The following is a 25,205-nucleotide window of genomic DNA, read 5'->3' as shown; positions in this document are numbered from 1 at the left end:
TAAGTTAATTCATTGCGATTATCGATGCGGAAATTTCATCCAAGATAAGACTATTGCTATCTCGTTGTTGATCCTCTGGTGGCTCTTCTTCCTCGCGTGTAACGACCACCACAGTATCGACTGCCGCTACAGCATTCACAGCTACGGCAACGTTGACCACGTTTACTGCTGTAGCGACATTGATAAGCACGACAACATTCAATACAAAGGCATTATTGTCGTTTAAAAAGGATTGTCTGAGATTCCCAGCTCTAAGGTCCATAATTTTGCGACCCTCTGCATCAATTTTTAGACCTTTCAACGCTTGGTCTTCGAGTAGAGAATTGGTTAACTCTTGGCCTTTTTCGTAATCGGCTTCATGAAGTTGCATCGAGGCTTTCACTACGATCGTCGATGCCTCTGTAATGGCCTGTCTGATAAGCTCAAAGTTGTTAGACCTCATGGTTCGCTTGAAGCTCGCGAAGTATTCTGGGTATTGACTATCGATAGAGCCGAGAACTTCATCTTGTAATTCTCTATACAATTGCAATTCATCATCGTCGAAATAAGACTCAAAATCAAAATTGTTAGCCAGTACGGGAATTTTACTTGTCAAAACACCATCAGCAAACAAAACGCTTTTAAAAATCTCTTTTCCAGAGAGTTCATCCAAAGCATTGGAATCGAAATTGACTCCTTGTTCGTCTTTACTACAACTGAAAAGCAGAAGTGCTCCGCATGCAGCAAGCAACAGAAAATTTTTAAAGATTTTCATAAGTTAAATAGTTAATTGGATTTACCTACTCTATTAATGGCTTTTCGGTTTCCGCCATTTAGAGTAAATCTAGGTGTAAGAAGTTGACATTCAAATTGTTGATAGGTTGTATTTATAAATCCAACGCTAGATTTATAAATACGTCCATATAGAATAATGGCCGCTAGAAGAATAAGACCGGCTATTTATACGGAGGTGATCGAAGAGGTCCACGTTCTATAAGCATGTGAAACATAGTTCACGAAATACTTGATTCGCATATAACGATAATTACGAGACCTTGAAGACTATGTCTGTATCACCCCCAAATTAAAAGGTTTTTCAATAGGAGCGTGGTTGGCTGCTTCAATCCCGATGGAGATCCATTTTCGGGTATCCAAGGGGTCGATAATGGCGTCTGTCCAAAGACGCGCCGCCGCATAGTAGGGTGACACTTGTGCGTCGTATCTCGATTTGATGCTATCAAATAATTCCTTTTCCTTTTCTGGAGTGATGGTCTCACCTCTCTTCTTTAAAGAAGCCGTCTCTATCTGAAGTAATACTTTGGCCGCCTGCGACCCACCCATCACCGCCAATTCCGCACTGGGCCAAGCAAATATCAATCTTGGGTCATAAGCCTTTCCGCACATGGCGTAGTTGCCAGCACCATAACTATTACCGATGATCACTGTAAATTTTGGTACGACCGAATTGCTCACTGCATTCACCATTTTAGCACCATCTTTGATGATGCCTCCATGCTCACTCTTGCTTCCTACCATAAAGCCAGTGACATCTTGCAGGAAGACCAATGGGATCTTCTTTTGGTTGCAGTTGGCTATAAACCGTGTTGCTTTATCCGCAGAATCGCTGTAGATCACACCCCCAAATTGCATCTGGCTTGGTTTGGTCTTTGCTTTGGTGGTTTTGACAATTTTTCGCTGATTGGCCACGATACCAACAGCCCAACCGTCGATACGAGCGTATCCCGTGATCAAGGTTTGCCCATAGCCTGCTTTGTATTCGTCAAAGGCAGAATCATCCACCAAACGCCTAATGATCTCCATCATGTCATATTGCTCATTTCGAGCCTTGGGCAAAATACCATAAATGTCCTGGGGATTCTCTTTAGGCTTAATAGCTTCGGATCGATGATAACCAGCCTTATCAAAATCCCCGATCTTGTCAACAATATTTTTAATGGTGTCTAGCGCATCTTTGTCATCCTTGGCCTTATAGTCGGTAACCCCACTTACTTCACAATGGGTGGTTGCGCCACCGAGCGTCTCATTGTCGATTTCTTCTCCGATAGCCGCTTTTACAAGATAGCTTCCTGCGAGAAAGATACTACCGGTCTTGTCTACGATCAAAGCCTCGTCACTCATAATAGGCAGGTAGGCGCCACCAGCGACACAGCTACCCATCACAGCAGCGATTTGGGTAATTCCCATACTGCTCATCACGGCATTGTTCCTGAAGATCCTGCCAAAATGTTCCTTGTCTGGAAATATCTCATCTTGCATTGGGAGATACACCCCAGCACTATCCACCAGATAGATGATCGGTAGACGATTTTCGATGGCGATCTCTTGTGCTCTTAAGTTCTTCTTTCCGGTGATCGGAAACCAGGCCCCAGCCTTTACCGTAGCATCATTGGCTACAACAATGCACTGCTTTCCCTTCACATAACCAATTTTTACAACTACTCCTGCAGAAGGGCAACCACCGTGTTCTTCATACATGCCTTCACCTGCAAATACACCAATTTCTATGGACGGCCTTTTGGCGTCCAATAAATAATCGATACGCTCTCGAGCGGTCATTTTACCCTGTGCATGAAGCTTGTCGATGCGCTTTTGGCCACCACCAAGTTTTACTTTGGCGAATTTTCGACGCAAGTCTGAAACAAGTAGTTTGTTGTGGTCTTCGTTCTTGTTGAAGTTAAGGTCCATGAGCTGTATTTTTGACTCCTGCGAAGTTACTAAAACGTTGTAAAATCGCTCTACCGAAAGAAAAGAAATGTTTCAGCTTTCTTATTGATGCTGAAAATTAATGCGTTACCCTACTTTATTTTTTGTAATTTTAATCACCATCGGTCGGGAAGCCAATTTGACAAAAAATACGATATTTGCAGCCCGATATTAGTTAATAAAAAATCCCCAACTTAAAAAATTGCTTTCAACATGGGAATGAACAAGAACACAGTGCTGGCATGGGCCACTTTTATTATGATTTTTGTAGGTGTCGCATTAATAGGACTTGGCGCCTTTAGATATGACGATGTTGCCGGCTATGGCTTCGGTGCTGTCGGTATTGGATTCTTCGCCATCGCTTGGGTTTTCAATGCCCTAAAAGGACGGGTGTAGTTCCTTTTTGAAAAATAAAACAATAAACCATTAACGTTAACTTCAAACCAACACATGTCAGACGATAAGAAGGTCATCTTCTCGATGAATAAGGTCAGCAAGACCTATCAAAGTACCAATAAACAGGTGCTGAAAGATATTTATCTAAGTTTCTTTTATGGAGCCAAAATAGGAATATTAGGACTAAATGGTTCAGGTAAGTCTACCTTATTGCGCATTATCGCTGGGGTAGAGAAGAACTATCAGGGTGATGTCGTGTTTGCCCCAGGATATACCGTCGGATATTTAGAGCAAGAACCACAGTTAGATCCAAATAAGACTGTCCTCGAAGTTGTAAAGGAAGGGGTGGCCGATACCGTAGCCGTTTTAGACGAATACAATAAGATCAATGATATGTTTGGGCTTCCAGAGATCTATGAGGATGCTGATAAGATGCAGCAACTTATGGACAAGCAAGCCGTACTTCAAGATAAGATCGATGCCAGTGGAGCATGGGAGTTAGACACAAAACTAGAGATTGCGATGGATGCGCTTCGCACACCTGAAAGCGATAAGAAGATCTCAGTGCTTTCTGGTGGAGAACGTCGACGTGTAGCGTTGTGCCGTTTGTTATTGCAACAGCCCGATGTACTGCTTCTCGATGAACCTACCAACCATTTGGATGCAGAGTCGGTGCATTGGTTAGAGCATCACTTGGCGCAATATAAAGGTACAGTGATTGCCGTAACGCACGATCGCTATTTTTTGGACAATGTAGCAGGATGGATCCTAGAATTGGATAGAGGAGAAGGCATTCCATGGAAAGGGAATTACTCTTCATGGTTAGACCAGAAATCCAAGCGACTGGCGCAAGAGCAAAAAGCTGCCTCAAAACGACAGAAAACCTTGGAGCGAGAGCTCGAATGGGTACGTATGGCCCCGAAGGGAAGACAAGCCAAGCAAAAAGCGCGTTTGAACAATTATGATAAACTACTGAATCAAGATCAGAAAAAGATCGAAGAGAAATTGGAGATCTATATTCCAAATGGCCCTCGTCTGGGAACCAATGTAATCGAGGCAAACGGCGTAAGTAAGGCCTTTGGAGATAAATTGTTATACGAAGATCTCAATTTTAATCTTCCACAAGCTGGTATCGTTGGAATTATTGGACCCAACGGTGCTGGTAAGACTACCATCTTTAAGATGATCATGGGAGAAGAGACCCCAGACAAAGGAACTTTTGCGGTGGGCGATACCGCAAAGATCGCCTACGTGGATCAGTCGCATAGTAATATCGATCCTGAGAAGTCGATATGGGAGAATTTTTCGGACGGACAAGAGTTGGTGATGATGGGAGGGAAGCAGGTGAATTCTCGCGCCTATCTGTCACGCTTCAACTTCTCTGGAAGCGAGCAGAACAAAAAGGTATCTACCTTGTCGGGTGGAGAACGCAACCGCTTGCATTTGGCCATGACCTTAAAGGAAGAAGGGAATGTGCTGCTACTGGATGAGCCTACGAACGACTTGGATGTAAATACCCTCCGTGCATTGGAAGAAGGCTTGGAGAACTTTGCGGGCTGCGCCGTGGTGATCAGTCACGATCGTTGGTTCTTGGACAGGATCTGTACGCATATCCTCGCCTTTGAAGGCGATAGTCAGGTATATTTCTTTGAAGGAAGCTTCTCGGATTACGAGGAGAACAAAAAGAATCGTCTAGGCGGCGATATAATGCCAAAACGTATCAAGTACAAGAAGTTGATACGAGGTTAGTCTCGAAATACGAAATCTGAAATAGAAGATCCCTTGCAGCAATGTGGGGGATTTTTGGTTAATTTTAGTAGGTATAGGCAAACTAAAATTTTTAAAAAGTGAAATACAGATTATTTTTAGCACTGGTTATTACCACAACTTTTATTTCTTGTAAAGACCAACACCCATCACCTAAAACCTATCATTCAACGACTCTAAATATCCAACAACTTACCCCAAATACTTTTATCCATATTTCCTATTTGGAGACTCAAGATTACGGAAAAGTAGCTTGCAATGGGTTGGTCTATGCCCGTAGTGGCGAGGCCATAATATTAGATACGCCAATCACAGATGACGTTTCCAATGAATTGATAGAATGGATAGAGAAGCAGTTAGATTGTAAAGTAGAAGCTGTAGTACCTACTCATTTCCATGATGATTGCCTCGGTGGATTAAAGGCATTTCACAGAAGAGACGTGCTTTCTGTTGCAAATAATCTCACCATTGAATTGGCCAAAAGGGACAGCTTGGAAATACCTAAAGTTGGTTTCGATGATATCAGAGAAATTTCCATAGGGAATCAGACGGTAATTCTACAATATTTCGGTGAAGGTCACACCAGCGACAATATCGTCGCCTATATTCCAAGCGAAAAGGTGCTTTTTGGAGGTTGTCTCATTAAGGCCATGGGCGCGGGAAAAGGCTATCTGGGCGATGCCAATGTCGAAGCCTGGTCAGAAACGGTTTCAAGGATAAAAGTCGCTTTCCCGGATGTTGAACATGTGGTTCCGGGTCATGGGAAAGCTGGGGGAGTAGAATTGCTAGACTACACAGAAGAAAAGTTCCTCAATGTGGATTAGAAAATCTTGAATGCAGTACTAAGTTCGATTTAAGGATCTTAGTACTATTTAACGCTTACAAAGTTTTTTTGCGTTCACAAAGTTTATGTAGGACGCCATTGGTGAGAGAAGTAGCTTTGTTAGGAAAACTTTTAACACTGCATGATGAAAAATCTTCTTTTCCTAATCTTTTTAAGCCTCTCTGGCTTTGTTATTGCACAAGCACCGAATCTGATCAATTACCAGGCGGCCGCCATTGATAATGATGGCAACGTCTTGTCTGAGCAAAACATTGGAGTTCAAGTGGCCATATTGCCTGGCAGTTCCACGGGCGTTCCTGTTTATACCGAGATCCATGATGTGGTGACCGATGCAAATGGTGTCTTCAGTTTTCAGATCGGGTCGGGGACCACAACGGACGATTTTTCCACTATAGCTTGGGGAGATAACAGCCATTGGCTAAGAGTGGCGATCGATGTCACTGGCGGTAGCAGCTATGTCTTGGTTGGGAACAGCCAATTGGTCAGTGTTCCCTATGCACTTCATGCTGGGAGCGCTGGAGCTATAAGTGACGAAAATTTCGTAGAAGCTGCCTTCACTACAGAAAATGGGGTGACCTCCAATGTTCCTGGAAATACTGCAACAGACGACTTCGTGTTTGGAAGCACGCAATTAGATGATGACCCTGCTACCTTTGCCGATACAAGACGTATGTTTTTCGACAAGTCTAAAGGGGCCTTCAGGGTAGGGCAGTCAGGAATTAGTGATATCTATATTTGGAACGAGAACACATTGGGTAACAACTCTGTAGCTCTTGGTGATGGTGTCGTTGCGAGTGGCGAGGCTTCTTTCTCCGCAGGTCAGTTAACAGTGGCGAACAATACCAATGCGGTGGCATTGGGGCGTAGCACGACAGCAAGCGGATTATATGCCCAGGCCACCAATTATCTTTCAAAAGCTTCAGGAACGGCATCCGTGGCGATGGGCTATGAGACCAGTGCTGAAGGTTTTGGCGCCACCTCACTCGGATGGGCCACCACGGCAGAATCCTATGGACAAGTTTCTATGGGCATTAGAAATACACTATCCTTCGGTGATCCTAATACTATCGTTCCTACCGACAGACTTTTCGTGATCGGTAATGGTACTACAGCCCTGAATTCGGAAAGTGATGCCTTGGTGATCCTTAAGAATGGAAATACGGAGATCAATGGGATGCTCACTTTGGATTTTTTTAATGATAATACAGGATACTCATTGCCTGCAGATAGGGGTAACGACACTAATGTGCTTATTTCCAATGGCGATGGCACAACCTCATGGGTGCCAAGAACAACCATTGGAAACACCATTTTTACCATCAACAACAATATTGTAAGTGGAGGAGACTTCGATGACAATTTTGTTTTTGGAAGTTCCCAATTGGATGATAATTCATCTACGAGCGATGATGACAATCGGTTTTTCTTTAATAAGACCAAAGGTGCATTCAGGGCTGGACATGCCGAAACCACCAGTTGGGATAACACCAATCTAGGTGATGATTCTTTTGCCACTGGTTATGATGTTTTGGCTAGTGGCTTTACCTCTTTTGCCACAGGATATCAAACTGAGGCAAGCGCACAATATACATCTGCATTTGGATTTCAGACCAATGCTACAGGTGCCACTTCTACCGCTTTTGGTGTGGTGACCACAGCGAGTGGTGCTCGTTCTTTTTCAACAGGATTCAACACAGAGGCTTCAGGCGAGAGCAGTGCTTCCTTTGGAAAAAACACTGTGGCTTCTAATGAGGCCACTGTCGCTTTTGGTTCTAATACCAGTGCGACTGGTATCTTTTCCGCAGCCTTTGGTAGTGGTACGCTGGTTTCCGGAGACAACGCCTTTGCTGCGGGAGTTGGAGGCTCAGCCACCGGCTTCAATTCATTTAGCATGGGTAATGGAGCTGCTGCAAACGGAGTAAATGCAACAGCATTCGGCGAAAATACGATTTCGGAAGGCAACAATCAATTTACGGTGGGACAATATAATACGACCACAGGAGTAGATGGGACCACTTCAGGCCCAACCAGCAGACTTTTTGTTATCGGCAATGGCTTGTTTGCTAGTTCTCGAAGCGATGCGTTTGTCGTTCTGAGAAGTGGTGATGCAACCTTGGCGGGCACCTTGACACAAAATTCAGATAAACGCTTAAAGAAAAACATCAAACCATTGAAGAATAGTTTGGAAAAACTTGGAAACCTAAATGGTGTTAGCTATCAATGGAAAGATATTGAAAAAAGAGGTGAGGCCATTCAAATTGGGGTGATAGCGCAAGAGATACAGAAAGAATACCCCGAATTGGTTCAAACCGATGAGCAAGGCATATTGAGCGTTAATTACGCAGGTTTGACACCTATATTGCTTGAGGCGATCAAAGAATTGAAAGCTCAGCTTGAAAAGAGTAGAACGGAGCTGTTATCTGAGAAAGATAAAGTTTCAGCGATGAAAGAAGAACTAGATGGTATCAACATGAAATTAGAGATCATTATGTCCCAGCTAAATTTGGAGGAGACAAGCTCTTTGGAAAAAGATAAATAGAAAATGTTGCCCTCCTAATAGAGGTATTTATATAATAGTTGAAAATAGTTACTATACAAAACCCTGCCTAAAGCGTTTTGCAACGAAATAGGCAGGGTTTGTTATTCTTATGATTTTGTGGCCCTTACTCTACATTCGGACTTTTTACTTGCTTCTGAAAATCCTCGATCTGCTTTTCAATCACCTTTTTGTCCCCTACGACCACTAAGGTCATATGGTCTGGGGTGATGTATTTCTGAGTCATTTCCTGAACCATTTCGGGAGTGACCTCATAGATTCGCTGCACGCGATTCTGTAGATCGCTCTCTGGCAGGTCATGGATCTCTAAAAAGGATAGTTGACCGATGATTCCGCCAGGAGTGGAATTTCTCAAAACAAATACGCCTGCCTCATAGTTCTGAATTCCTTCAAGTTCTTCCTTACTCGGTGGTTCATTTTGAAGTCGGACGATCTCCTTCTTTATTTCTTCCAAAGAAGCTCCTGTGTAAGCGGTAGTAACGTCGGCAAATTCATACCAAACCCCTGACTTATAGTTCGTTTCTACGCGGCTTCTAGGAGAATAGGTGTATCCCTTGTCTTCACGAATATTGCTCGTGATCCTAGAACCGAAGCTACCTCCCAAAATCGAGTTGGTAACCATCAAGGGGATATAATCTTTATCGGAAGGGTCAACAACAGGCAAACCGTACATAATGGTCGATTGTGGCGCACCGGCTCTATCGATAATAGCAAGGTCACCCGAAGCTACAGCCTTGGCGGTTGGATAGTTGTCTTCTGGACCTTCTCTCCAAGCAGCGAAGGCATCTCTCACTGCCTTTTCAACTGACTTTCTATCAAACTTTCCTGCAACATAGACCGTTGTTCTTTTCGCACCATAGTTTTCATCATAGAATTTCTTGATCGCATCAACAGTAAATCCATCAACGATCTCCTCGGTAGAAAAAAGATTGCCATATGGATGATCCGGATAAATTTTGGCAAAAAAGTCTTTTCTTGCCTGCGATTGAGGTCTGCTCAGCTGCAAGTTAATGTTACGCTTCATGTCGTTCTTCAAACGCTCTAATTCGCTTTCAGGAAAGGATGGATTCATCAATACATCGGCCATGATACCTATAGCATCAGGTGCGAACTCGTAGAGAACCGAACTATTCAAGTTGGTGTTATGCGGTCCTACCGAAACATTGAGATCTCCTCCCATGCCCGCCATGCGATTTGCAATTTCCTCGGCATCCATGCTTGTACTGCCTTCCTTCATCAGGTCGGCCAAAAGATCTGGTAGCCATGTCTCGTCTTCCTTCTCATGAATGTTTCCAGCCTTCACCATGATGGTAATGGTGGCTTTAGGAATGGCACCATAAGGCACCATCACCAAATTGAGACCATTGTCCAATGTCACCACTTCTTTCTCAGGAAGGGTAAAACCCTTTGGTTCGCTACCTTTGGGGGGTACTTCCTTTTCTTGCGCTCTTGAGGAAAAAGAAACGATTAAAAATGTTATGAATATATATGCTAACTTCTTCATGATTGCGGGTTTTCTTGTTTTGCTAAGGGATTCACGGTCAAAATGGTTCTATTGGTAGGTCTCAGATATTCCTTGATCGTTTTGTTCACCAATTCTGGAGTTACTTTTCTAAACTCGTCTTCAATGGTATTGATTCTATCCGGATTATCATCAAAGAGGGCAAAACTACACAAAAGATCGGCCCTTCCAAGTCCAAAGAAGCCACCGAGATCGTCATAAAGCTGCGAACGCATCTTTACAATAGCGTTGTCCAGCATCTCTTGGGTAACTCCTGCTTCGATCTTTGAAATGACTTCATCCACAGCGGTGATGACATCAGCCTCAGATGTTTCGTTGTCATAGGTAAGATTGAACATCCATTGCATAGGACCATTATAATTGAACATATTACCTAGATAGTTGATGCCCCCACTGACACTTGAGGTGTAGCCTTTCTCTTTTTCGAGTTTTTGGACCAGCAGTGCGTTTTCGCCTTGTACGAGAATCTGATCAAGCAAGCCCATAGCATAATATTCAGGAGTATTGCGTTCGGGCATGTGATAGGCGATGGCGGTTGCCGGTTTGTTGGCCAGCTTATCGTCTTTTACGAAGCGCTTCTCTTCTTCTTGTCTTGGTTCGGAGATATCTGGTTTTTCAGGCAATTCGGATGCAGGGATATCACCAAAATACTTTTGGATCATCGCTTTGGTCGCTGCGGTATCAAAATCACCTACGACAGAGAGCGCTGCATTGTTAGGTGCGTAATAGGTCTTAAAGAAGTTGGCAACATCTTCCAAATTGGCAGCGTCCAGATCCTCGAGATCGCCATAGAAATTGTGTGCATTGTACCAATTGGTGTTGGCGTATTGCGGCATATCCAACCATGGAAAGCCACCATAAGGCTGATTTAATACGTTTACTTTCACCTCGTTCTTTACGACTCCTTGTTGATTTGTTAGATTCTCTTGGGTGATTGCCAGTCCACGCATGCGATCGGCCTCTGCCCAAAGCATGGTTTCCAATTTGTGCGAGGGTACAACTTCAAAATAATTGGTAAAATCAAAACGAGTGGACCCATTGAGGATGCCACCATTTTTTTGGACCAATTGAATAAACTCCATCTTTCCAAGATTCTGAGACCCTTGAAACATCATATGTTCAAATAGGTGGGCAAATCCAGTCCGATCTCTGGGTTCGATCCTGAAACCAATGTTGTAATAAACAGCAATCACAGTGGTGGGTGCCGTCTCATCCTTAGACAAAATCACTTTGAGACCGTTGTCCAATTTGTAATATTCTACAGGCACTTTAAATTGTGAGGTCTCTTGCGTTTCCTCGGGTTTCTTGTCTTGACCGCAACTAATAACGAATAAGGCCAAACTGCAGAGGCAAAGAGTTTTTAGAATAACTTTCATTTAAAAAAAGATTGGTTAACAATTAATTTATGCGCATTCCTGGGATACTTCCCATAAACGAATGACAATGAACTGTTACTAGAATAGTGTTTAATTTGATAATGTAGTTGATGGTTGGCAACAATTTCATATAAAGATACTAAAAAAGGCGAGCTGTTCGCAACAGCCCGCCTATGTAGAATCTAAATTATTATCTGTCGGTACTATTTCAAGATCGAAATAATCTGTTCTGCTAATTCTGTGCCTATCCTATCTTGAGCTTCCCCTGTAGCTGCGCCTATATGTGGAGTTAACGATAATTTTGGCTGCATCAACAGTTGCACTTCTGGGGTTGGTTCCTTCTCAAAGACGTCCAAACCTGCAAAAGCGACCTTTCCGCTATCTAGAGCCGCAACAAGGGCCACCTCATCAATGACACCGCCACGCGCTGCGTTTACGATACCAACACCATTTTTCATCTTCTCAAACTGTGCTTTACCAATCACATAATCCTTTTGCGCAGGAACATGTAAGGTGATAAAGTCTGCCTGTGCCAACACCTCATCAAAGCCGATGGTCTTAATGCTAAAATCAACTTTTTGCCCATCATAAAAGTCCAAAGAGATCGTCGCTTCCTCAACGAACGGATCGCTAGCAACAACTTTCATACCAACTCCTAGCGCGACCTTTGCCGTAGCTTGTCCAATACGTCCAAAACCGATGACCCCAAGAGTTTTCCCTCTAAGTTCGATCCCTCCAGCGTACGCTTTCTTCAATGCTTTGAATTTGCTGTCACCCTCCAATGGCATGTTTCTGTTGGCGTCGTGCAAAAAACGAACACCACCAAAAAGGTGGGCAAATACTAATTCTGCCACGGAACTTGAGGATGCAGCAGGGGTGTTGATCACATGTAATCCTTTTTCGCGGGCATAAGCCACATCAATATTGTCCATGCCAACACCGCCACGGCCAATGACCTTAAGGCTAGGGCAGTTATCGATGATGTCCTTGCGTACCTTGGTTGCAGAGCGTACCAGAAGCACCGAAATGCTATTTTCATTGATGTAATCTATCAATTGATCTTGAGCCACCGTTGTGGTCAGCACTTCAAATCCTGCTTGTTCTAATGCGTCTATCCCGCTTTGAGAAACGCCATCATTTGCTAATACTTTCATAAACTTTTCCTTGTCATTCCTGCGCAGGCAGGAATCTATTTATTGCTTTGATATCTTTTATTAATTATGCCTTCCGCTCTAATTCTTGCATTACATCGACCAATGCCTGCACACTAGCTATTGGCATTGCATTGTACATAGAGGCACGGTATCCACCAACACTTCTATGTCCATTCAAGCCATTGATACGAGCTTCTTTCCACATGGTGTCAAAAGTACTGGCATGAGCATCATCTACAAGATTGAAGGTCGCATTCATAAAGCTACGATCTTCAACAGCAGCAAATCCTTTAAATAGTGGATTACGATCGATCTCATCATAGATAAGTGCGGCTTTCTGCTCATTGATCTTTTCGATGGCCGAAATGCCCCCTAGATCCTTTAACCATTCTAGTGTGAGCATAGAAACATAAACGGCGAATACAGGAGGGGTATTGAACATACTTTCCTTATCGATATGGATCTTATAATCTAGCATGGATGGTATCTGTCTTTCAACGTTCCCAAGAATATCCTCTTTGATCACCACCAAGGTCGCCCCGGCAGGTCCCATATTCTTTTGTGCACCGGCGTATATGAGATCGAATTTTGAAAAATCCATTTGACGAGAAAAGATATCAGAACTCATATCGCATACCATGGGTACTGCAGTTTCTGGAAAACTCTTTATGGAAGTCCCGAAAATCGTGTTGTTGCTCGTGGTATGAAAATAGTCGGCATCGCTAGGGATCTCATAGCCTTTGGGAATATAATTGAAATTGGCGTCTTTTGAAGAAGCTACTTCTATAAGTTCACCAAAGGGTTTAGCTTCCTTAATTGCTTTGGAACTCCAAGTCCCGGTATTAAGATAGGCAGCTTTCTTATTTAAGAGATTGTAAGCGACCATCAAGAATTGCAGACTAGCGCCGCCTTGCAAAAACAACGCCTTGTAGCCTTTTCCTTGTAGCCCAAGCAATTCTATGGCTAGGGAAGTGGCCCTGTCCATCACTTCGACAAAATCCTTACTTCTATGGGAGATCTCTAAGAGTGAAAGGTCAAGGTCATTGAAGTTGATAATGGCCTCGGAAGCTTTCTTAAAAACGTTCTCGGGTAAGATGCATGGGCCAGCGCTAAAATTGTGTTTTTTCATCGGTTGTGTTGTTTGAAAAACGTATCAAAAAAATTAAGCTACAAATTTGAGGATTTCCGCAATAATTACTGTTATCAAATTGATAATTATTCACCTATAAATTTGTTAAGAATTTAATCGTATCCACACCATCGGCATAATCCCAAAGTTTTGGGGATTGGGTTTCCCCAAATTTCACCTCATGCTCCAAGAAACCATTGGCCACAATACATTGAATATGATCGATATCCCGATCAATTTTTTTTTTGAGCGCATCCTGAGAATCATAGTGCTCATAGAAGATAGAGGCAATGGGAGAGGCATAGCTGATGTCTTCCTTTAACATGAGAAAACCGTTCTCCTGAAACTCGAAAAGACTCATCAAATAGACCGCCTTATTGTAGTCGTAATTATTGGCGTACTTAGCATTATTTATGATATCCCGTTTCGGATACATACCGCCAAAGAAGGCATTAAAGTCATAATCGTGAGGGACGAAGATCTTGGAGACATTGCGACAACCGAGTCCGAAGTAGCGAAACACATCTTCGCCGAGCGCCTCCAACTCTTCTTTCGATTCTTCACCCGTTAAGACTGCGATTGAGTTTCTGTTTTTTCGAATGATATTGGGGTAGCCTCCAAAATAATAGTCAAAATACCGAGCGGTATTATCGCTACCAGTGGCAATGACGGCATCAAAACCCTCTAATTTCTCCTCAGTGAACGTAATACGTCCTTCAAAATATGGCGCTACAGATTGTAAATATTTTGCTAGATAGGGCAACAAGTGTTTGTCATTCGAAGACAATTTGACCAAGACCGAATGGCCGCTCATCAAAACGCTTATAAAATCATGGAATCCCACCAAGGGAATATTGCCTGCCATGACAATGGCCACTTTTTTGTTGCTAGTGCCGTTAAAGCTATAGGCATCGGTCCATTGTTTTAGATGTTGCTCGGACAAGGCTTGCGACCAACTTTGGCATGCAAAAAGTACATTTTCCTTGGTGAACCAACCATTATGCTGTCCGGCTAATTCGATTTGATGCCGAAAACCATCAAAAAACAGAGCATTATGTGCAACCTCATCATTCTTTTCAATAGACCGATTGTTAAATTGACCTAAAAAATCTCCCAATTTTGTGAATGCAACAATTCTGTCCTCTAATGTGTTCATCAAATTTGTTTATGCAGCCTTTAGGCTTTATTTTTGCTGTGCAAAGTTACATAAACTGAAAAAGAAAAATGGCAATAATTATAACAGACGAATGCATCAATTGTGGTGCTTGTGAGCCCGAATGCCCAAACACGGCGATATATGAGGGCGCGGATGATTGGCGTTATAGCGATGGTACCTCTTTAACGGGTGAGGTTGTGTTGCCTGGTGGAAAAGCAGTAAATGCAGATGAAGCCCAAGAACCTGTTTCGGATGAGATCTATTACATTGTTCCTGATAAGTGCACCGAGTGTAAGGGTTTCCATGAGGAACCACAATGCGCGGCAGTTTGTCCTGTAGACTGTTGTGTGCCCGATGAGGACGTTGTAGAGACCGAAGAGTTCTTACTTCAAAAGCAAAGTTTTATGCATCCCGAGGACTAGTGGAAAGTTTTATTGGTCTGCATTGATCTCCGAGAAAAAGCATACATCTATCTCCGATAGTTTTTTTATAGCTTCACTGGTTGTCTCTGGCATCAAAGGTCCTCATTTCTTCATCTGGAGCTAAGACATGGCTGTTCTCCCAAATGCCAGTCTCGTATTTTGTGAGCTGTTGATAGGGGACGGTTTCTCTTTCTTGGTACTTGTTAAACGTGATTTCGTTGATAGGCTGACTGTTGACGAACAAAATTTCGTTCTTGCTTAGCGAATTACCTTCTATTTTAAAATTGAAGGCCACGTTTTTCTTTTCGCTGCTATTTTCAATAAATTTAAAAGGTCTGTTTATATAAAAGTACTCCCCTTCGGTGTGTCGTATATATTGAGGCGTGTAATGTCCGGATTCCTCCTTCTTAAAAAGGATCATTCCACGGTTGACATTCTCGATATATTTGATCCCAAGTAATAATTTCAGATTGAACTTTTGCCCTCGTTTCCCCTTGGAGTAGGAATAATCTCCTTTTAAAACAGCATAATCGTTTGCATCGATATAGAGTTTGCCTTCAAATTTCGATTTCGCTCGGTCGGGTTGAAAGGAAATGACGTATATGAGGTCACCATTGAAGTAAGTAGTGCCAGACAGTTCGTATTCATAAAACTCTGGGTCGAGTAGTTTTCCAAAGAAGGATTGTTCCTCTAACCGGGTATAATTAACCGCAGATCGTGTGCGATTCTTTAAGTCTGTGATTCGGAACTCATTCTTCCTCTCTGCCTCTTTGGCCATTTCTTTGCCTAAAGATAAGGAGTCCTCGATTTTAAAAAGGCCTGTTTTCAGCTTGTAGGTCATACTTGAATCCAAGTATTTCAGCACGATATTCTTTGCGCGTTGTTCTACACGTTCTAGGGAAAAGTCTTTTTTCTTATCGATCAACTCGGTCGCCCTACCTACTCCCAACTTTGAGCTATCCTTATCACGAATCATATATTGACCGGCGAAATCTGTAAAATGAACGATGTCTCCATTGATAATATCGCTTGCCAAAGCATCTAGGTCTGAATTTGCTATAGCGAGTTGGGCCTTCTTAAAATTGCTCGCTTTTGAGATTCGCATGTCCAATTTTTTGAAATCGACCCGACCGGTCTCTCTGTAGAAGATCTTATGGTCAATCAGGTCTTGCTTATAATTTGCGTTCCAATTAGAACGTACCTTAGAAATGATATCATATGCATTGGGTAAGGTGTTGCTCAAAACGACCTCATCTAATTCATTCACAGACTCATAGAGAGGTACGGTATGATTATTTTGGGCAATGTCCTGCAATGATACCTCTAGCGTTGAATATCCTAAACAAGATATGGTCACTCGTTTTACTTCTGCGGTGGTGTTGATGGTGAAATTGCCTTCTTCATTGGAGATCACCCCGTTGGTTGGGCCTATCTGAATGGTGGCATAAGGAATTGGCGTTTTCAAATTGGCGTCCACAACCTTCGCTGTAAAACTTTGAGCAGATGCCGAAACTATACATACAAAGAAAAGGAGGCTTGAAATTAACGATTTCATAAAATGGTTATTTGAGATGAAGACGATGCGGACAGCGAAATGTTACAAACGACCATAACTTTAGGTTGTATTTCATTTTCTGAACTTAACTAAATACTTACATTTGCACTCGCAAAACTACAACCCAAAGAGGTTGTCGCTCAAATTGTCAATAGTATGAAAGCTGGAATAGTAGGATTACCAAACGTGGGAAAATCGACTTTGTTCAATTGTTTGTCCAATGCAAAGGCGCAGAGCGCCAACTTTCCATTTTGTACGATAGAGCCAAACTTGGGGGTGGTGAACGTTCCTGATGAGCGGCTGGAGAAATTAGAAGAATTGGTCAATCCGCAGCGCGTACTTCCAGCGACCGTAGAGATAGTAGATATCGCGGGGCTTGTTCGTGGAGCTAGCAAGGGCGAGGGCCTAGGGAATCAGTTTCTTGGTAATATTAGAGAGTGTAACGCCATCATCCATGTGTTGCGCTGTTTTGACAATGAGAATATCGTCCATGTAGATGGAAGCGTTGATCCGATCAGGGACAAGGAGACCATTGACATCGAGTTGCAGCTCAAAGACCTAGAAACGGTAGAGAAGCGATTAGAAAAAGTGAATCGCGCAGCCAAGACGGGCGACAAGGATGCAAAGAAGGAGCAGGAAACTCTTAACAAGTTCAAAACTGCCCTTGAAAGTGGCATCTCTGCACGTGCTGTAGAGGTTTCGGAAGATGAAGCCGATCTTATGAAAGATTTTCAGTTGCTCACTTCAAAACCGATCCTATACGTTTGCAATGTAGATGAAGCTTCCGCTAAGGATGGCAATGCCTATGTTGAAAAAGTAAAGGAAGCTGTAAAAAATGAAAACGCAGAGATCATCACGCTTGCCGTGGCCACTGAAGCAGATATTGCAGAGCTTGAAGATTACGAGGAGCGACAATTGTTCTTGGAGGATCTAGGCTTGGAAGAGGCTGGGGTTTCCAGACTGATCAGAGCTGCTTACAAGCTTTTAAACCTCCAAACATATTTTACGGCCGGCGAAAAGGAAGTCCGTGCATGGACGGTGAAAGTCGGTGCAACGGCTCCGCAAGCTGCGGGCGTGATCCATACCGACTTTGAGAAAGGGTTTATCCGCGCAGAGGTCATCGGATATGAGGACTATGTTTCATATGGTAGCGAAGCGAAAGTAAAAGAAGCTGGAAAAATGAGAGTGGAAGGCAAAGAATATATCGTTAAAGATGGCGATGTGATGCACTTTCGATTCAATGTATGATGTTCACGCACTTCAATGTTATTCTTTCCCTTTTGATCATCGTAATTTGAAATGTGTCTAGCCTATGAAGGATATACCTAAGGCTATTTTTACGATATGAGATCGATCAGCAATTTGACCTTTGGGTTTTTCCTTGGCATTCTTGGCATTGTGATGTTTTCGTCAAAGGCAGTAATGGTAAAGCTGGCCTATGCATATGAGATCGATGCCATAGGCATTCTTCTATTGCGAATGGCTTTTTCCTTTCCTTTTTATCTAGTGATTGCCATTATCTACACGCCCAAAGGTTCTTTTGAAAGGCATTCGATCCAAATTAAAGATTATCTATGGGTATTTTTCTTTGGTTTTGTGGGCTACTATTTAGCGAGTTATTTCGATTTCGTTGGCCTGAGCTATATCAAGGCGAGTCTGGAGCGAATCATTTTGTTTGTATATCCAACCTTGGTATTATTGATGAACCGATTGTTCCTTAAAATCCCAATTAGCAAAGCACAAGCGCTGGCGATCGCCATCACATATCTCGGTGTTGTCATTACCTTTTGGGAAGAGGTGGCCATCTCTGGAAGAGATACTTATTTGGGCGGGGTCTTCGTGTTGCTCAGCGCCATAACCTACGCATCTTATTTGGTAGGCAGCGGATGGATGATCCCCAAATTTGGAGTGATGCGCTTTACGGCCTATGCAATGATCGTATCCTGTCTGTGTGTTTTTGTACATTATGCGCTTACCGCCAACGTTGATATTTTTCAATATTCTTGGGAAGTCTATCTTTTAGGTCTTTTGATCGCTGTTTTTGCGACTGTGATACCGTCATTCTTGGTCTCGGCGTCCATAAAAATGATCAATGCTTCTAATTTTGCCATTGTTGCAGGGATAGGGCCTATTTCAACCATCATTTTTGCGTCTATTTTTTTGAATGAGCAGCTGACTGTTTTGCAATTGATTGGAGCGATGGTGGTTATCATAGGCATCTTACTCGTCTCTCGCAACAGAACAAGTAAAATAAAGTGAGGGTGGTCTAGTTTATCACTAAAGGCTTTATTGGTGTAGACATTGCTTAAGATGTAGACCTGAAAATTATTGGTCCTGTAGCAAACCTCAAATTTTTATTATTTTTGAAAGTAATGGAAGAACATAGCAATATGCCAACCACTATTCGAAACAAAATTATTTCTCGCGTTGTTGTTAATGCAAAAATCCTATTTTGATGGAGGGAAGTATCGGGCATAGTATTCGCAAACTTCTGCGCAGCCGCCATCTAGGTCGGTACAGTAGAGGATGCCTTCGCTTAAAGAGTGCGTGTCGTTATACCATTCCTGCCATAATAATTCGCCATCGCCGCCATAACAATCCAATTGGAAAGTAGCCGGGCGTCCCGATTTTGAATCGATTTGATGAATCTCTTTGAGCCAGTATTGTTCTTTGTGACGTGCAATGGTGAAACTTATTGCTTGATCGTTCGCTTCTCCAATGGCCATAGCTTGTTTAACAATTGGCTCAATGGCAGATACTCCGACAGTGACCTCTGCCAAAATCGTTTTTGGTACGTAGGAGATACGTCCGTTGCACACCTTTGCGCACCCTCCATCCTGGATACATGCCCATGTGGCGGCTCCAGCACATCCCACGTCATCACCACACTCGGTCACAGTGCTGTCTCCATTACCCCAGAAACAAATTACTGTATAATTGTCCTCACGTCTGCTATGACTACTGTCACCACCTGCGGCAAAGTCCAGCACTTTCTTGGAGTTCGCTACGACTTCAAAATGTTTCTGATAACTATTTTCGTACAGATGCTCCATGTTGAACTTTACGATTTTGCCTTGAGCATCTCCAAGTGACTTCATCTGCATAAGGGTCGATTCGATTCGCTTCTGAGTGATATCATCATCGCCCAAAGCCTCCTCTTCGATATTCGAACAAGATAATAGTATTATGAATGTCAGGCATAAAGCAGAGGAAGACACTATTCTTTTCAGAATAATTATTTTTAATCGCATATTGTATTGAAAATCAAATAGTTTTATTAAAATTATGTTTTTTTCTAACATTCTGCAAATGTTTTAGTCAAATTCCATATTTAACGTTTGGCTTGTCTCGAATGGTATGGCAGTAATCCATATTATGTATTTAGTCATGATCATCATAATTTTGATTATTTCACCTCGAAATACCAGTCGGGCAGAAAACAATAGAGCATGATCAAATGCTCATTTCCGACAGGGATTTTAATATATTAACGTGGTCGCAATCATTTCCGTAGATGCAGTTATTTGTTTATAGTGTTGTTAATTTCTTTGTATTTTACCTATTTCATTTTTTAAGCTGAAACGTTATATTAGCAACCCAGCACCAAAAGAGCTTGATTTATGGCCCAGAATACCCAGTATACCGAAGATAACATACGTTCATTAGATTGGAAAGAGCATATCCGTATGCGTCCAGGAATGTATATTGGAAAGCTTGGTGACGGCTCTTCTCCCGATGACGGGATCTACATCCTTGTGAAGGAGGTATTGGACAACTGTATCGACGAATTCGTAATGGGGGCTGGTAAGACCATCGAAATATCCATTCAAGGCAACAAGGTAAATGTTAGAGACTACGGCCGAGGCATTCCTTTGGGCAAGGTTGTCGACGTGGTTTCTAAGATGAATACCGGCGGTAAATACGACTCTAGGGCGTTTAAGAAATCGGTTGGACTCAATGGGGTCGGTACCAAGGCGGTGAATGCACTTTCGACTTTTTTTAGAGTGGAGTCGACTAGAGAAGGGAAGTCCAAGGCGGCCGAATTCGAGATGGGTACCTTGATCAATGAGGAGAAGGAGCAGGAGTCATCGAAAAGACGCGGCACAAAAGTGTCCTTCATTCCAGATGAGGGCATCTTTAAGCACTATAAATTCAGAAATGAGTACATCATCAAACTCATTAAGAATTATGTGTACCTCAACCCTGGACTTACCATTGTCTTCAATGGGGAGAAGTATTTTTCTGAGAATGGACTCAAAGACCTTCTTGAAGATTCGACGAACGCTGCAGACATGCTATATCCGATCATTCACCTAAGAGGGGAAGATATCGAAGTGGCATTGACCCATAGCAAAACTCAGTATAGCGAAGAATATCATTCTTTCGTAAACGGTCAGAATACTACACAAGGAGGAACGCATCTCGCAGCATTTAGAGAATCCATTGTAAAAACAATCCGTGATTTCTTCGGGAAGAATTACGATGCTTCCGACATTCGAAAGTCTATCATAGGAGCCGTCTCTATAAAGGTCATGGAGCCTGTATTCGAGTCTCAGACGAAAACAAAGCTTGGTAGCACCGAAATGGGAGGAGGACTACCTACGGTTCGTACCTATATCAATGACTTTGTAGGAACTCAACTCGATAATTTTCTGCATAAGAACCCTGGGACCGCAGAGAAGATACAGCGCAAGATCTTGCAGGCCGAGCGGGAGCGCAAAGAGCTTTCAGGAATAAGGAAGTTGGCCAAAGAGCGCGCGAAAAAGGCAAGTTTACATAACAAAAAATTGAGAGACTGTCGTGTGCATTTGGGAGATTTGAAAAAGGACAGACGTCTAGAGTCCACGCTCTTTATCACAGAAGGAGATTCGGCAAGTGGTTCTATCACCAAATCGCGGGATGTCAACACCCAAGCGGTCTTTAGTCTTAGAGGAAAACCCTTGAACTCTTACGGAATGTCTAAGAAGATCGTCTATGAGAACGAAGAGTTCAACTTGCTTCAGGCTGCGTTAAATATCGAAGAGTCCATGGAGGACTTGCGTTACAACAATATTGTTATCGCGACAGATGCCGATGTTGATGGTATGCACATCCGTTTGCTGCTCATCACTTTTTTCTTGCAATTCTTTCCAGAATTGATCAAAGAGGGACATCTTTATATTTTACAAACTCCATTGTTTAGGGTTCGGAACAAAAAAGAGACCATTTATTGTTATAGTGAGGAAGAACGTGTCGCGGCCATAAAAAAACTCAAAGGGAATCCAGAGATCACTCGATTTAAAGGACTTGGGGAGATCTCACCAGATGAGTTCAAGCATTTTATCGGTGATGATATACGATTGGACCCCGTGATGCTGGATAAGGCGATGTCCATTGAAGAATTATTGAAGTTTTATATGGGTAAGAACACACCAGACAGACAAGAATTTATAATCAACAACCTCAAAGTAGAGCTCGATGTGGTCGAAGACCTATGATATCGACCAGTAACTAACCATGACCTATGCATTTTAGTAATTCAGCGCTAAAAAAGAAAATGCCCGTTATCTATTTCCTACTTTTCCTCGGGATTGGCCTGAGTTTCTTTGGAATGAAAATATTAAAGGACCATAACAAAGGAATGGCCTTGGTATTTATTATGCCAACGCTATTTTTGGTATTGTTCTCCTGGTTCGTTTACAAAAACGTGAAGTACTTTGAATATGACAGTGACGGCGATGTGCTTAATTTTATCAATAGAGGTATGTTCATCTCCAATTTTATCAATTACAGGGAGAATAGAGCAGAATTTCCCAAAGTGAAACTGTCTCATTATAAGATCAACGACTATGTCATATATCGCACTTTGAACGTATACGTGAAAACCAAAAACCATAGGGTGAAACGCCTAAGATTTAACATTACCTTTTTAAATAAGAAAAAGATAAAAGCTTTAAAGAGTTCATTGAATAAAGTAATAAGAAATAACAAAAAAGCCCTTAATGCAAGATCCTAACGAGTTTTCGTCAGAAGAAGAGCACTTAAATGAAGAGCAGGCGTCGCAGGACACGATTACCAAAGTTACTGGGATGTATAAGGATTGGTTCTTGGATTATGCATCATACGTGATCCTCGAACGAGCGGTGCCTGCCATAGAAGATGGTTTCAAACCGGTGCAGCGAAGAATAATGCACGCACTAAAGGAATTGGATGACGGACGCTATAATAAAGTGGCCAATGTCGTTGGTCACACCATGCAATACCATCCTCATGGTGATGCCAGTATCGCAGACGCCATGGTACAAATAGGACAGAAGGACCTTTTGATAGATACCCAAGGAAACTGGGGGAACATCCTTACTGGCGACGGTGCGGCCGCATCAAGGTATATCGAAGCGCGTTTGTCCAAGTTTGCCTTGGATGTTGTTTATAGTCCAAAGATCACTGAATGGCAACTCAGTTATGATGGAAGAAAGAAAGAGCCGGTCAATCTGCCCGTAAAGTTCCCGTTGTTACTGGCCCAAGGTGCAGAAGGGATCGCCGTTGGACTCTCTACCAAAATACTACCGCACAATTTTATAGAGCTTATCGATGCATCGATCAAACATCTAAAAGGGAAAAAGTTTACACTATATCCCGATTTTCCCACGCAGGGAATTATGGATGTATCCAATTATAATGATGGGTTGCGAGGTGGCAAAGTACGTGTACGCGCAAAGATATCCCAGCTAGACAAGACGACCTTGACGATCACTCAAATACCGTTCGGTACAAACACGTCAAGCCTTATAGACTCTATTCTTAAGGCGAATGACAAGGGCAAGATAAAGATCAAGAAAATTGAGGATAACACCGCTGCCGAAGTAGAAATTCTGGTGCATTTGCCCAATGGGATCTCCCCAGACAAGACCATCGATGCCTTGTACGCGTTTACTTCCTGCGAAACCTCCATCTCGCCGCTAGGTTGTATTATCGAAGACAACAAACCTAATTTTATCGGTGTTTCTGAAATATTGCGTCGTTCTACAGATAATACTTTAGAACTCCTAAAGGGTGAGCTGGAGATTCAGTTAGACGAGCTAGAAGAACAATGGCACTTTGCTTCTCTAGAGCGTATCTTCATCGAAAATCGTATCTATAGGAACATTGAAGAGGAAGAAACTTGGGAAGGCGTCATCGCAGCTATCGATAAAGGTCTACAGCCGCATATCAAACATTTAAAAAGACCGGTCGTAGAGGAGGATATTGTAAGATTGACGGAAATACGAATCAAAAGGATCTCAAAGTTTGATATCGACAAGGCACAACAGAAAATAGATGCCTTAGAAGATAATATTGCTCAAGTGAAGCATCATTTGGAGCATCTTATTGAATATGCCGTCGATTACTTCACAGAGTTGAAGAAGAAATATGGCAAGGGCCGTGAACGCAAGACAGAGATCAGGGTCTTTGACGATGTGGATGCCAAAAAGGTGGTCATCAGGAACACCAAACTCTATGTAAACCGTGAAGAAGGATTTGTGGGTACCTCACTAAGGCGGGACGAATATGTGACCGATTGTGCCGATATCGATGATATTATCGTGTTCACCAAGGAAGGGAAGATGATGGTGACGAAAGTTGATAGCAAGACCTTTGTTGGAAAGAACATCATCCATGTTGCCGTGTTTAAGAAAAAAGATAAGCGTACCGTTTATAATATGATCTACAAAGATGGTAAGGGTGGCGCCTCCTATATCAAGCGTTTTAATGTAACCGGTGTCACACGCGACAAGGATTATGATCTTACCCAAGGAAAGAAGGGCTCCGAGATCACTTATTTCACAGCCAATCCCAATGGAGAGGCAGAGGTGATCACAATACATCTGCGTCAGGCCGGAAGTATAAAAAAGCTGAAGTGGGACTTAGACTTTGCGGATCTCGCCATCAAAGGACGCGGGGTGAAAGGAAATATTGTCACAAAATACTCCGTGAAACGCATCGAACTGAAAGAGAAAGGGGTGTCTACACTCAAACCACGCAAAATTTGGTTCGATGACACCGTGCAGCGTCTCAATGTTGATGGCCGTGGAGAACTTTTGGGCGAATTCAAAGGAGGTGATCGCCTCTTGATCGTAGATCAAAAAGGGCTGGTAAGGACGATTCTGCCAGAATTGACCAAACACTTTAGCGATGATATGATCATCTTAGAGAAATGGAAGCCCAACAAGCCTATTTCGGTCATTTATTTCGATGGTGAAAAAGAGCGCTATTACGTAAAGCGTTTTCTGGTAGAAAGTCCAAGCAAGGAAGAGGTGGTGATCACCGAACATCCAAAATCGCAATTAGAACTGGTATCCACCGATTGGCGACCAATGGTTGAGTTGGTGTTTGCCAAACAACGCGGAAAGGAACAAAAACCCAACCAGCAAGTGGATCTAGAGGACTTTATTGCCGTGAAAGGCATCAAAGCATTGGGCAATCAGCTGACCACCGACAAGCTCAAAGACGTGATTCAATTAGAGCCGCTACCTTATGAAGAACCAGAGGAGGTCCCGGTAGAATCGATAGAGGTCATCGATGAAGAAAATGTAGCGGGGGACGACAAGGACGACAAGGACGACAAAGGTGATGGACAGGTATCGATGGAATTGTGATCGCTTAAA

Annotated in this window: 19 protein-coding genes; 10 read left to right on the top strand and 9 right to left on the bottom strand. The window is 42.7% G+C overall.

Going from position 1 to position 25,205, the window contains the following annotated elements:
• Window positions 1-4: 4 nt before the first annotated feature.
• Both ACFQ1M_RS08200 and ACFQ1M_RS08195 read right to left on the bottom strand, forming a co-directional pair.
• On the bottom strand, window positions 5-754 hold the full coding sequence (locus tag ACFQ1M_RS08200; protein WP_386406633.1) for a hypothetical protein: 750 nt from the start codon (window positions 752-754) through the stop codon (window positions 5-7).
• 287 nt (window positions 755-1,041) lie between these two features.
• The gene (locus ACFQ1M_RS08195) at window positions 1,042-2,685 is read right to left on the bottom strand and encodes an acyl-CoA carboxylase subunit beta (protein ID WP_386406631.1); all 1,644 of its coding nucleotides are present in this window, start codon (window positions 2,683-2,685) and stop codon (window positions 1,042-1,044) included.
• A 237-nt stretch (window positions 2,686-2,922) separates the two neighbouring features.
• On the opposite strand from ACFQ1M_RS08195, the gene ACFQ1M_RS08190 reads away from it, so the two are divergent.
• From ACFQ1M_RS08190 to ACFQ1M_RS08175, 4 genes are all read left to right on the top strand, one after another.
• Window positions 2,923-3,099 (top strand): CAL67264 family membrane protein, encoded by a 177-nt coding sequence (locus ACFQ1M_RS08190; RefSeq protein WP_386406628.1) that lies wholly within the window; start codon window positions 2,923-2,925, stop codon window positions 3,097-3,099.
• Window positions 3,100-3,153: 54 nt separating this feature from the next.
• Window positions 3,154-4,848 carry an energy-dependent translational throttle protein EttA gene (gene ettA / locus ACFQ1M_RS08185; RefSeq protein ID WP_386406625.1) on the top strand — a complete coding sequence of 565 codons (1,695 nt, stop codon included), beginning with the start codon at window positions 3,154-3,156 and terminating at the stop codon, window positions 4,846-4,848.
• Between the two features lie 98 nt (window positions 4,849-4,946).
• Entirely contained in the window at window positions 4,947-5,690 is a 744-nt protein-coding gene (bla, locus tag ACFQ1M_RS08180) for a subclass B1 metallo-beta-lactamase (RefSeq protein ID WP_386406622.1), read from the top strand.
• Between the two features lie 141 nt (window positions 5,691-5,831).
• Window positions 5,832-8,249, top strand: coding sequence for a tail fiber domain-containing protein (locus tag ACFQ1M_RS08175; RefSeq protein ID WP_386406619.1), 2,418 nt, complete (start codon window positions 5,832-5,834; stop codon window positions 8,247-8,249).
• A 124-nt stretch (window positions 8,250-8,373) separates the two neighbouring features.
• Here the strand turns inward: ACFQ1M_RS08175 and ACFQ1M_RS08170 are convergent, their stop codons facing one another.
• The 5 genes from ACFQ1M_RS08170 to ACFQ1M_RS08150 form a co-directional block, all read right to left on the bottom strand.
• On the bottom strand, window positions 8,374-9,771 hold the full coding sequence (locus ACFQ1M_RS08170) for a M16 family metallopeptidase (protein WP_386406616.1): 1,398 nt from the start codon (window positions 9,769-9,771) through the stop codon (window positions 8,374-8,376).
• On the bottom strand, window positions 9,768-11,165 hold the full coding sequence (locus ACFQ1M_RS08165) for a M16 family metallopeptidase (RefSeq protein WP_386406613.1): 1,398 nt from the start codon (window positions 11,163-11,165) through the stop codon (window positions 9,768-9,770). The genes ACFQ1M_RS08170 and ACFQ1M_RS08165 overlap by 4 nt, the downstream gene beginning before the upstream one ends.
• A gap of 203 nt (window positions 11,166-11,368) precedes the next feature.
• Window positions 11,369-12,319 carry a D-2-hydroxyacid dehydrogenase gene (locus ACFQ1M_RS08160; protein ID WP_386406610.1) on the bottom strand — a complete coding sequence of 317 codons (951 nt, stop codon included), beginning with the start codon at window positions 12,317-12,319 and terminating at the stop codon, window positions 11,369-11,371.
• Between the two features lie 64 nt (window positions 12,320-12,383).
• Window positions 12,384-13,448 carry a 3-phosphoserine/phosphohydroxythreonine transaminase gene (gene serC, locus ACFQ1M_RS08155; RefSeq protein ID WP_386406607.1) on the bottom strand — a complete coding sequence of 355 codons (1,065 nt, stop codon included), beginning with the start codon at window positions 13,446-13,448 and terminating at the stop codon, window positions 12,384-12,386.
• Between the two features lie 94 nt (window positions 13,449-13,542).
• The gene (locus tag ACFQ1M_RS08150; protein WP_386406604.1) at window positions 13,543-14,604 is read right to left on the bottom strand and encodes an acyl-CoA reductase; all 1,062 of its coding nucleotides are present in this window, start codon (window positions 14,602-14,604) and stop codon (window positions 13,543-13,545) included.
• Between the two features lie 68 nt (window positions 14,605-14,672).
• Here ACFQ1M_RS08150 and ACFQ1M_RS08145 point away from each other — a divergent pair, with 68 nt between their 5' ends.
• Complete coding sequence (locus ACFQ1M_RS08145) at window positions 14,673-15,026, top strand: 4Fe-4S dicluster domain-containing protein (RefSeq protein WP_386406601.1); 354 nt, start codon at window positions 14,673-14,675, stop codon at window positions 15,024-15,026.
• A gap of 73 nt (window positions 15,027-15,099) precedes the next feature.
• Here the strand turns inward: ACFQ1M_RS08145 and ACFQ1M_RS08140 are convergent, their stop codons facing one another.
• The gene (locus ACFQ1M_RS08140) at window positions 15,100-16,581 is read right to left on the bottom strand and encodes a carboxypeptidase-like regulatory domain-containing protein (protein ID WP_386406598.1); all 1,482 of its coding nucleotides are present in this window, start codon (window positions 16,579-16,581) and stop codon (window positions 15,100-15,102) included.
• Window positions 16,582-16,737: 156 nt separating this feature from the next.
• Between ACFQ1M_RS08140 and ychF the strand changes: the two genes are divergently transcribed.
• Window positions 16,738-17,829: a redox-regulated ATPase YchF gene (ychF, locus tag ACFQ1M_RS08135; protein WP_386406595.1), complete on the top strand. Its 1,092-nt coding sequence runs from the start codon at window positions 16,738-16,740 to the stop codon at window positions 17,827-17,829.
• 96 nt (window positions 17,830-17,925) lie between these two features.
• On the top strand, window positions 17,926-18,840 hold the full coding sequence (locus ACFQ1M_RS08130; RefSeq protein WP_386406592.1) for a DMT family transporter: 915 nt from the start codon (window positions 17,926-17,928) through the stop codon (window positions 18,838-18,840).
• A 188-nt stretch (window positions 18,841-19,028) separates the two neighbouring features.
• Here ACFQ1M_RS08130 and ACFQ1M_RS08125 read toward each other — a convergent pair whose 3' ends face one another.
• Window positions 19,029-19,883, bottom strand: coding sequence for a hypothetical protein (locus ACFQ1M_RS08125; protein WP_386406589.1), 855 nt, complete (start codon window positions 19,881-19,883; stop codon window positions 19,029-19,031).
• A 318-nt stretch (window positions 19,884-20,201) separates the two neighbouring features.
• Between ACFQ1M_RS08125 and ACFQ1M_RS08120 the strand changes: the two genes are divergently transcribed.
• The 3 genes from ACFQ1M_RS08120 to ACFQ1M_RS08110 all read left to right on the top strand — a co-directional run bounded on the left by ACFQ1M_RS08120 (window position 20,202) and on the right by ACFQ1M_RS08110 (window position 25,196).
• Window positions 20,202-22,058, top strand: coding sequence for a DNA topoisomerase IV subunit B (locus ACFQ1M_RS08120; RefSeq protein WP_386406586.1), 1,857 nt, complete (start codon window positions 20,202-20,204; stop codon window positions 22,056-22,058).
• Window positions 22,059-22,171: 113 nt separating this feature from the next.
• On the top strand, window positions 22,172-22,576 hold the full coding sequence (locus ACFQ1M_RS08115; protein ID WP_386406583.1) for a hypothetical protein: 405 nt from the start codon (window positions 22,172-22,174) through the stop codon (window positions 22,574-22,576).
• Window positions 22,563-25,196: a DNA gyrase/topoisomerase IV subunit A gene (locus ACFQ1M_RS08110; protein WP_386406580.1), complete on the top strand. Its 2,634-nt coding sequence runs from the start codon at window positions 22,563-22,565 to the stop codon at window positions 25,194-25,196. The genes ACFQ1M_RS08115 and ACFQ1M_RS08110 overlap by 14 nt, the downstream gene beginning before the upstream one ends.
• Window positions 25,197-25,205: the final 9 nt, after the last annotated feature.

Source organism: Sungkyunkwania multivorans (assembly GCF_042675645.1).
Lineage (GTDB): Bacteria > Bacteroidota > Bacteroidia > Flavobacteriales > Flavobacteriaceae > Sungkyunkwania > Sungkyunkwania multivorans.
This window is presented reverse-complemented; position numbering and strand designations above follow the sequence as displayed.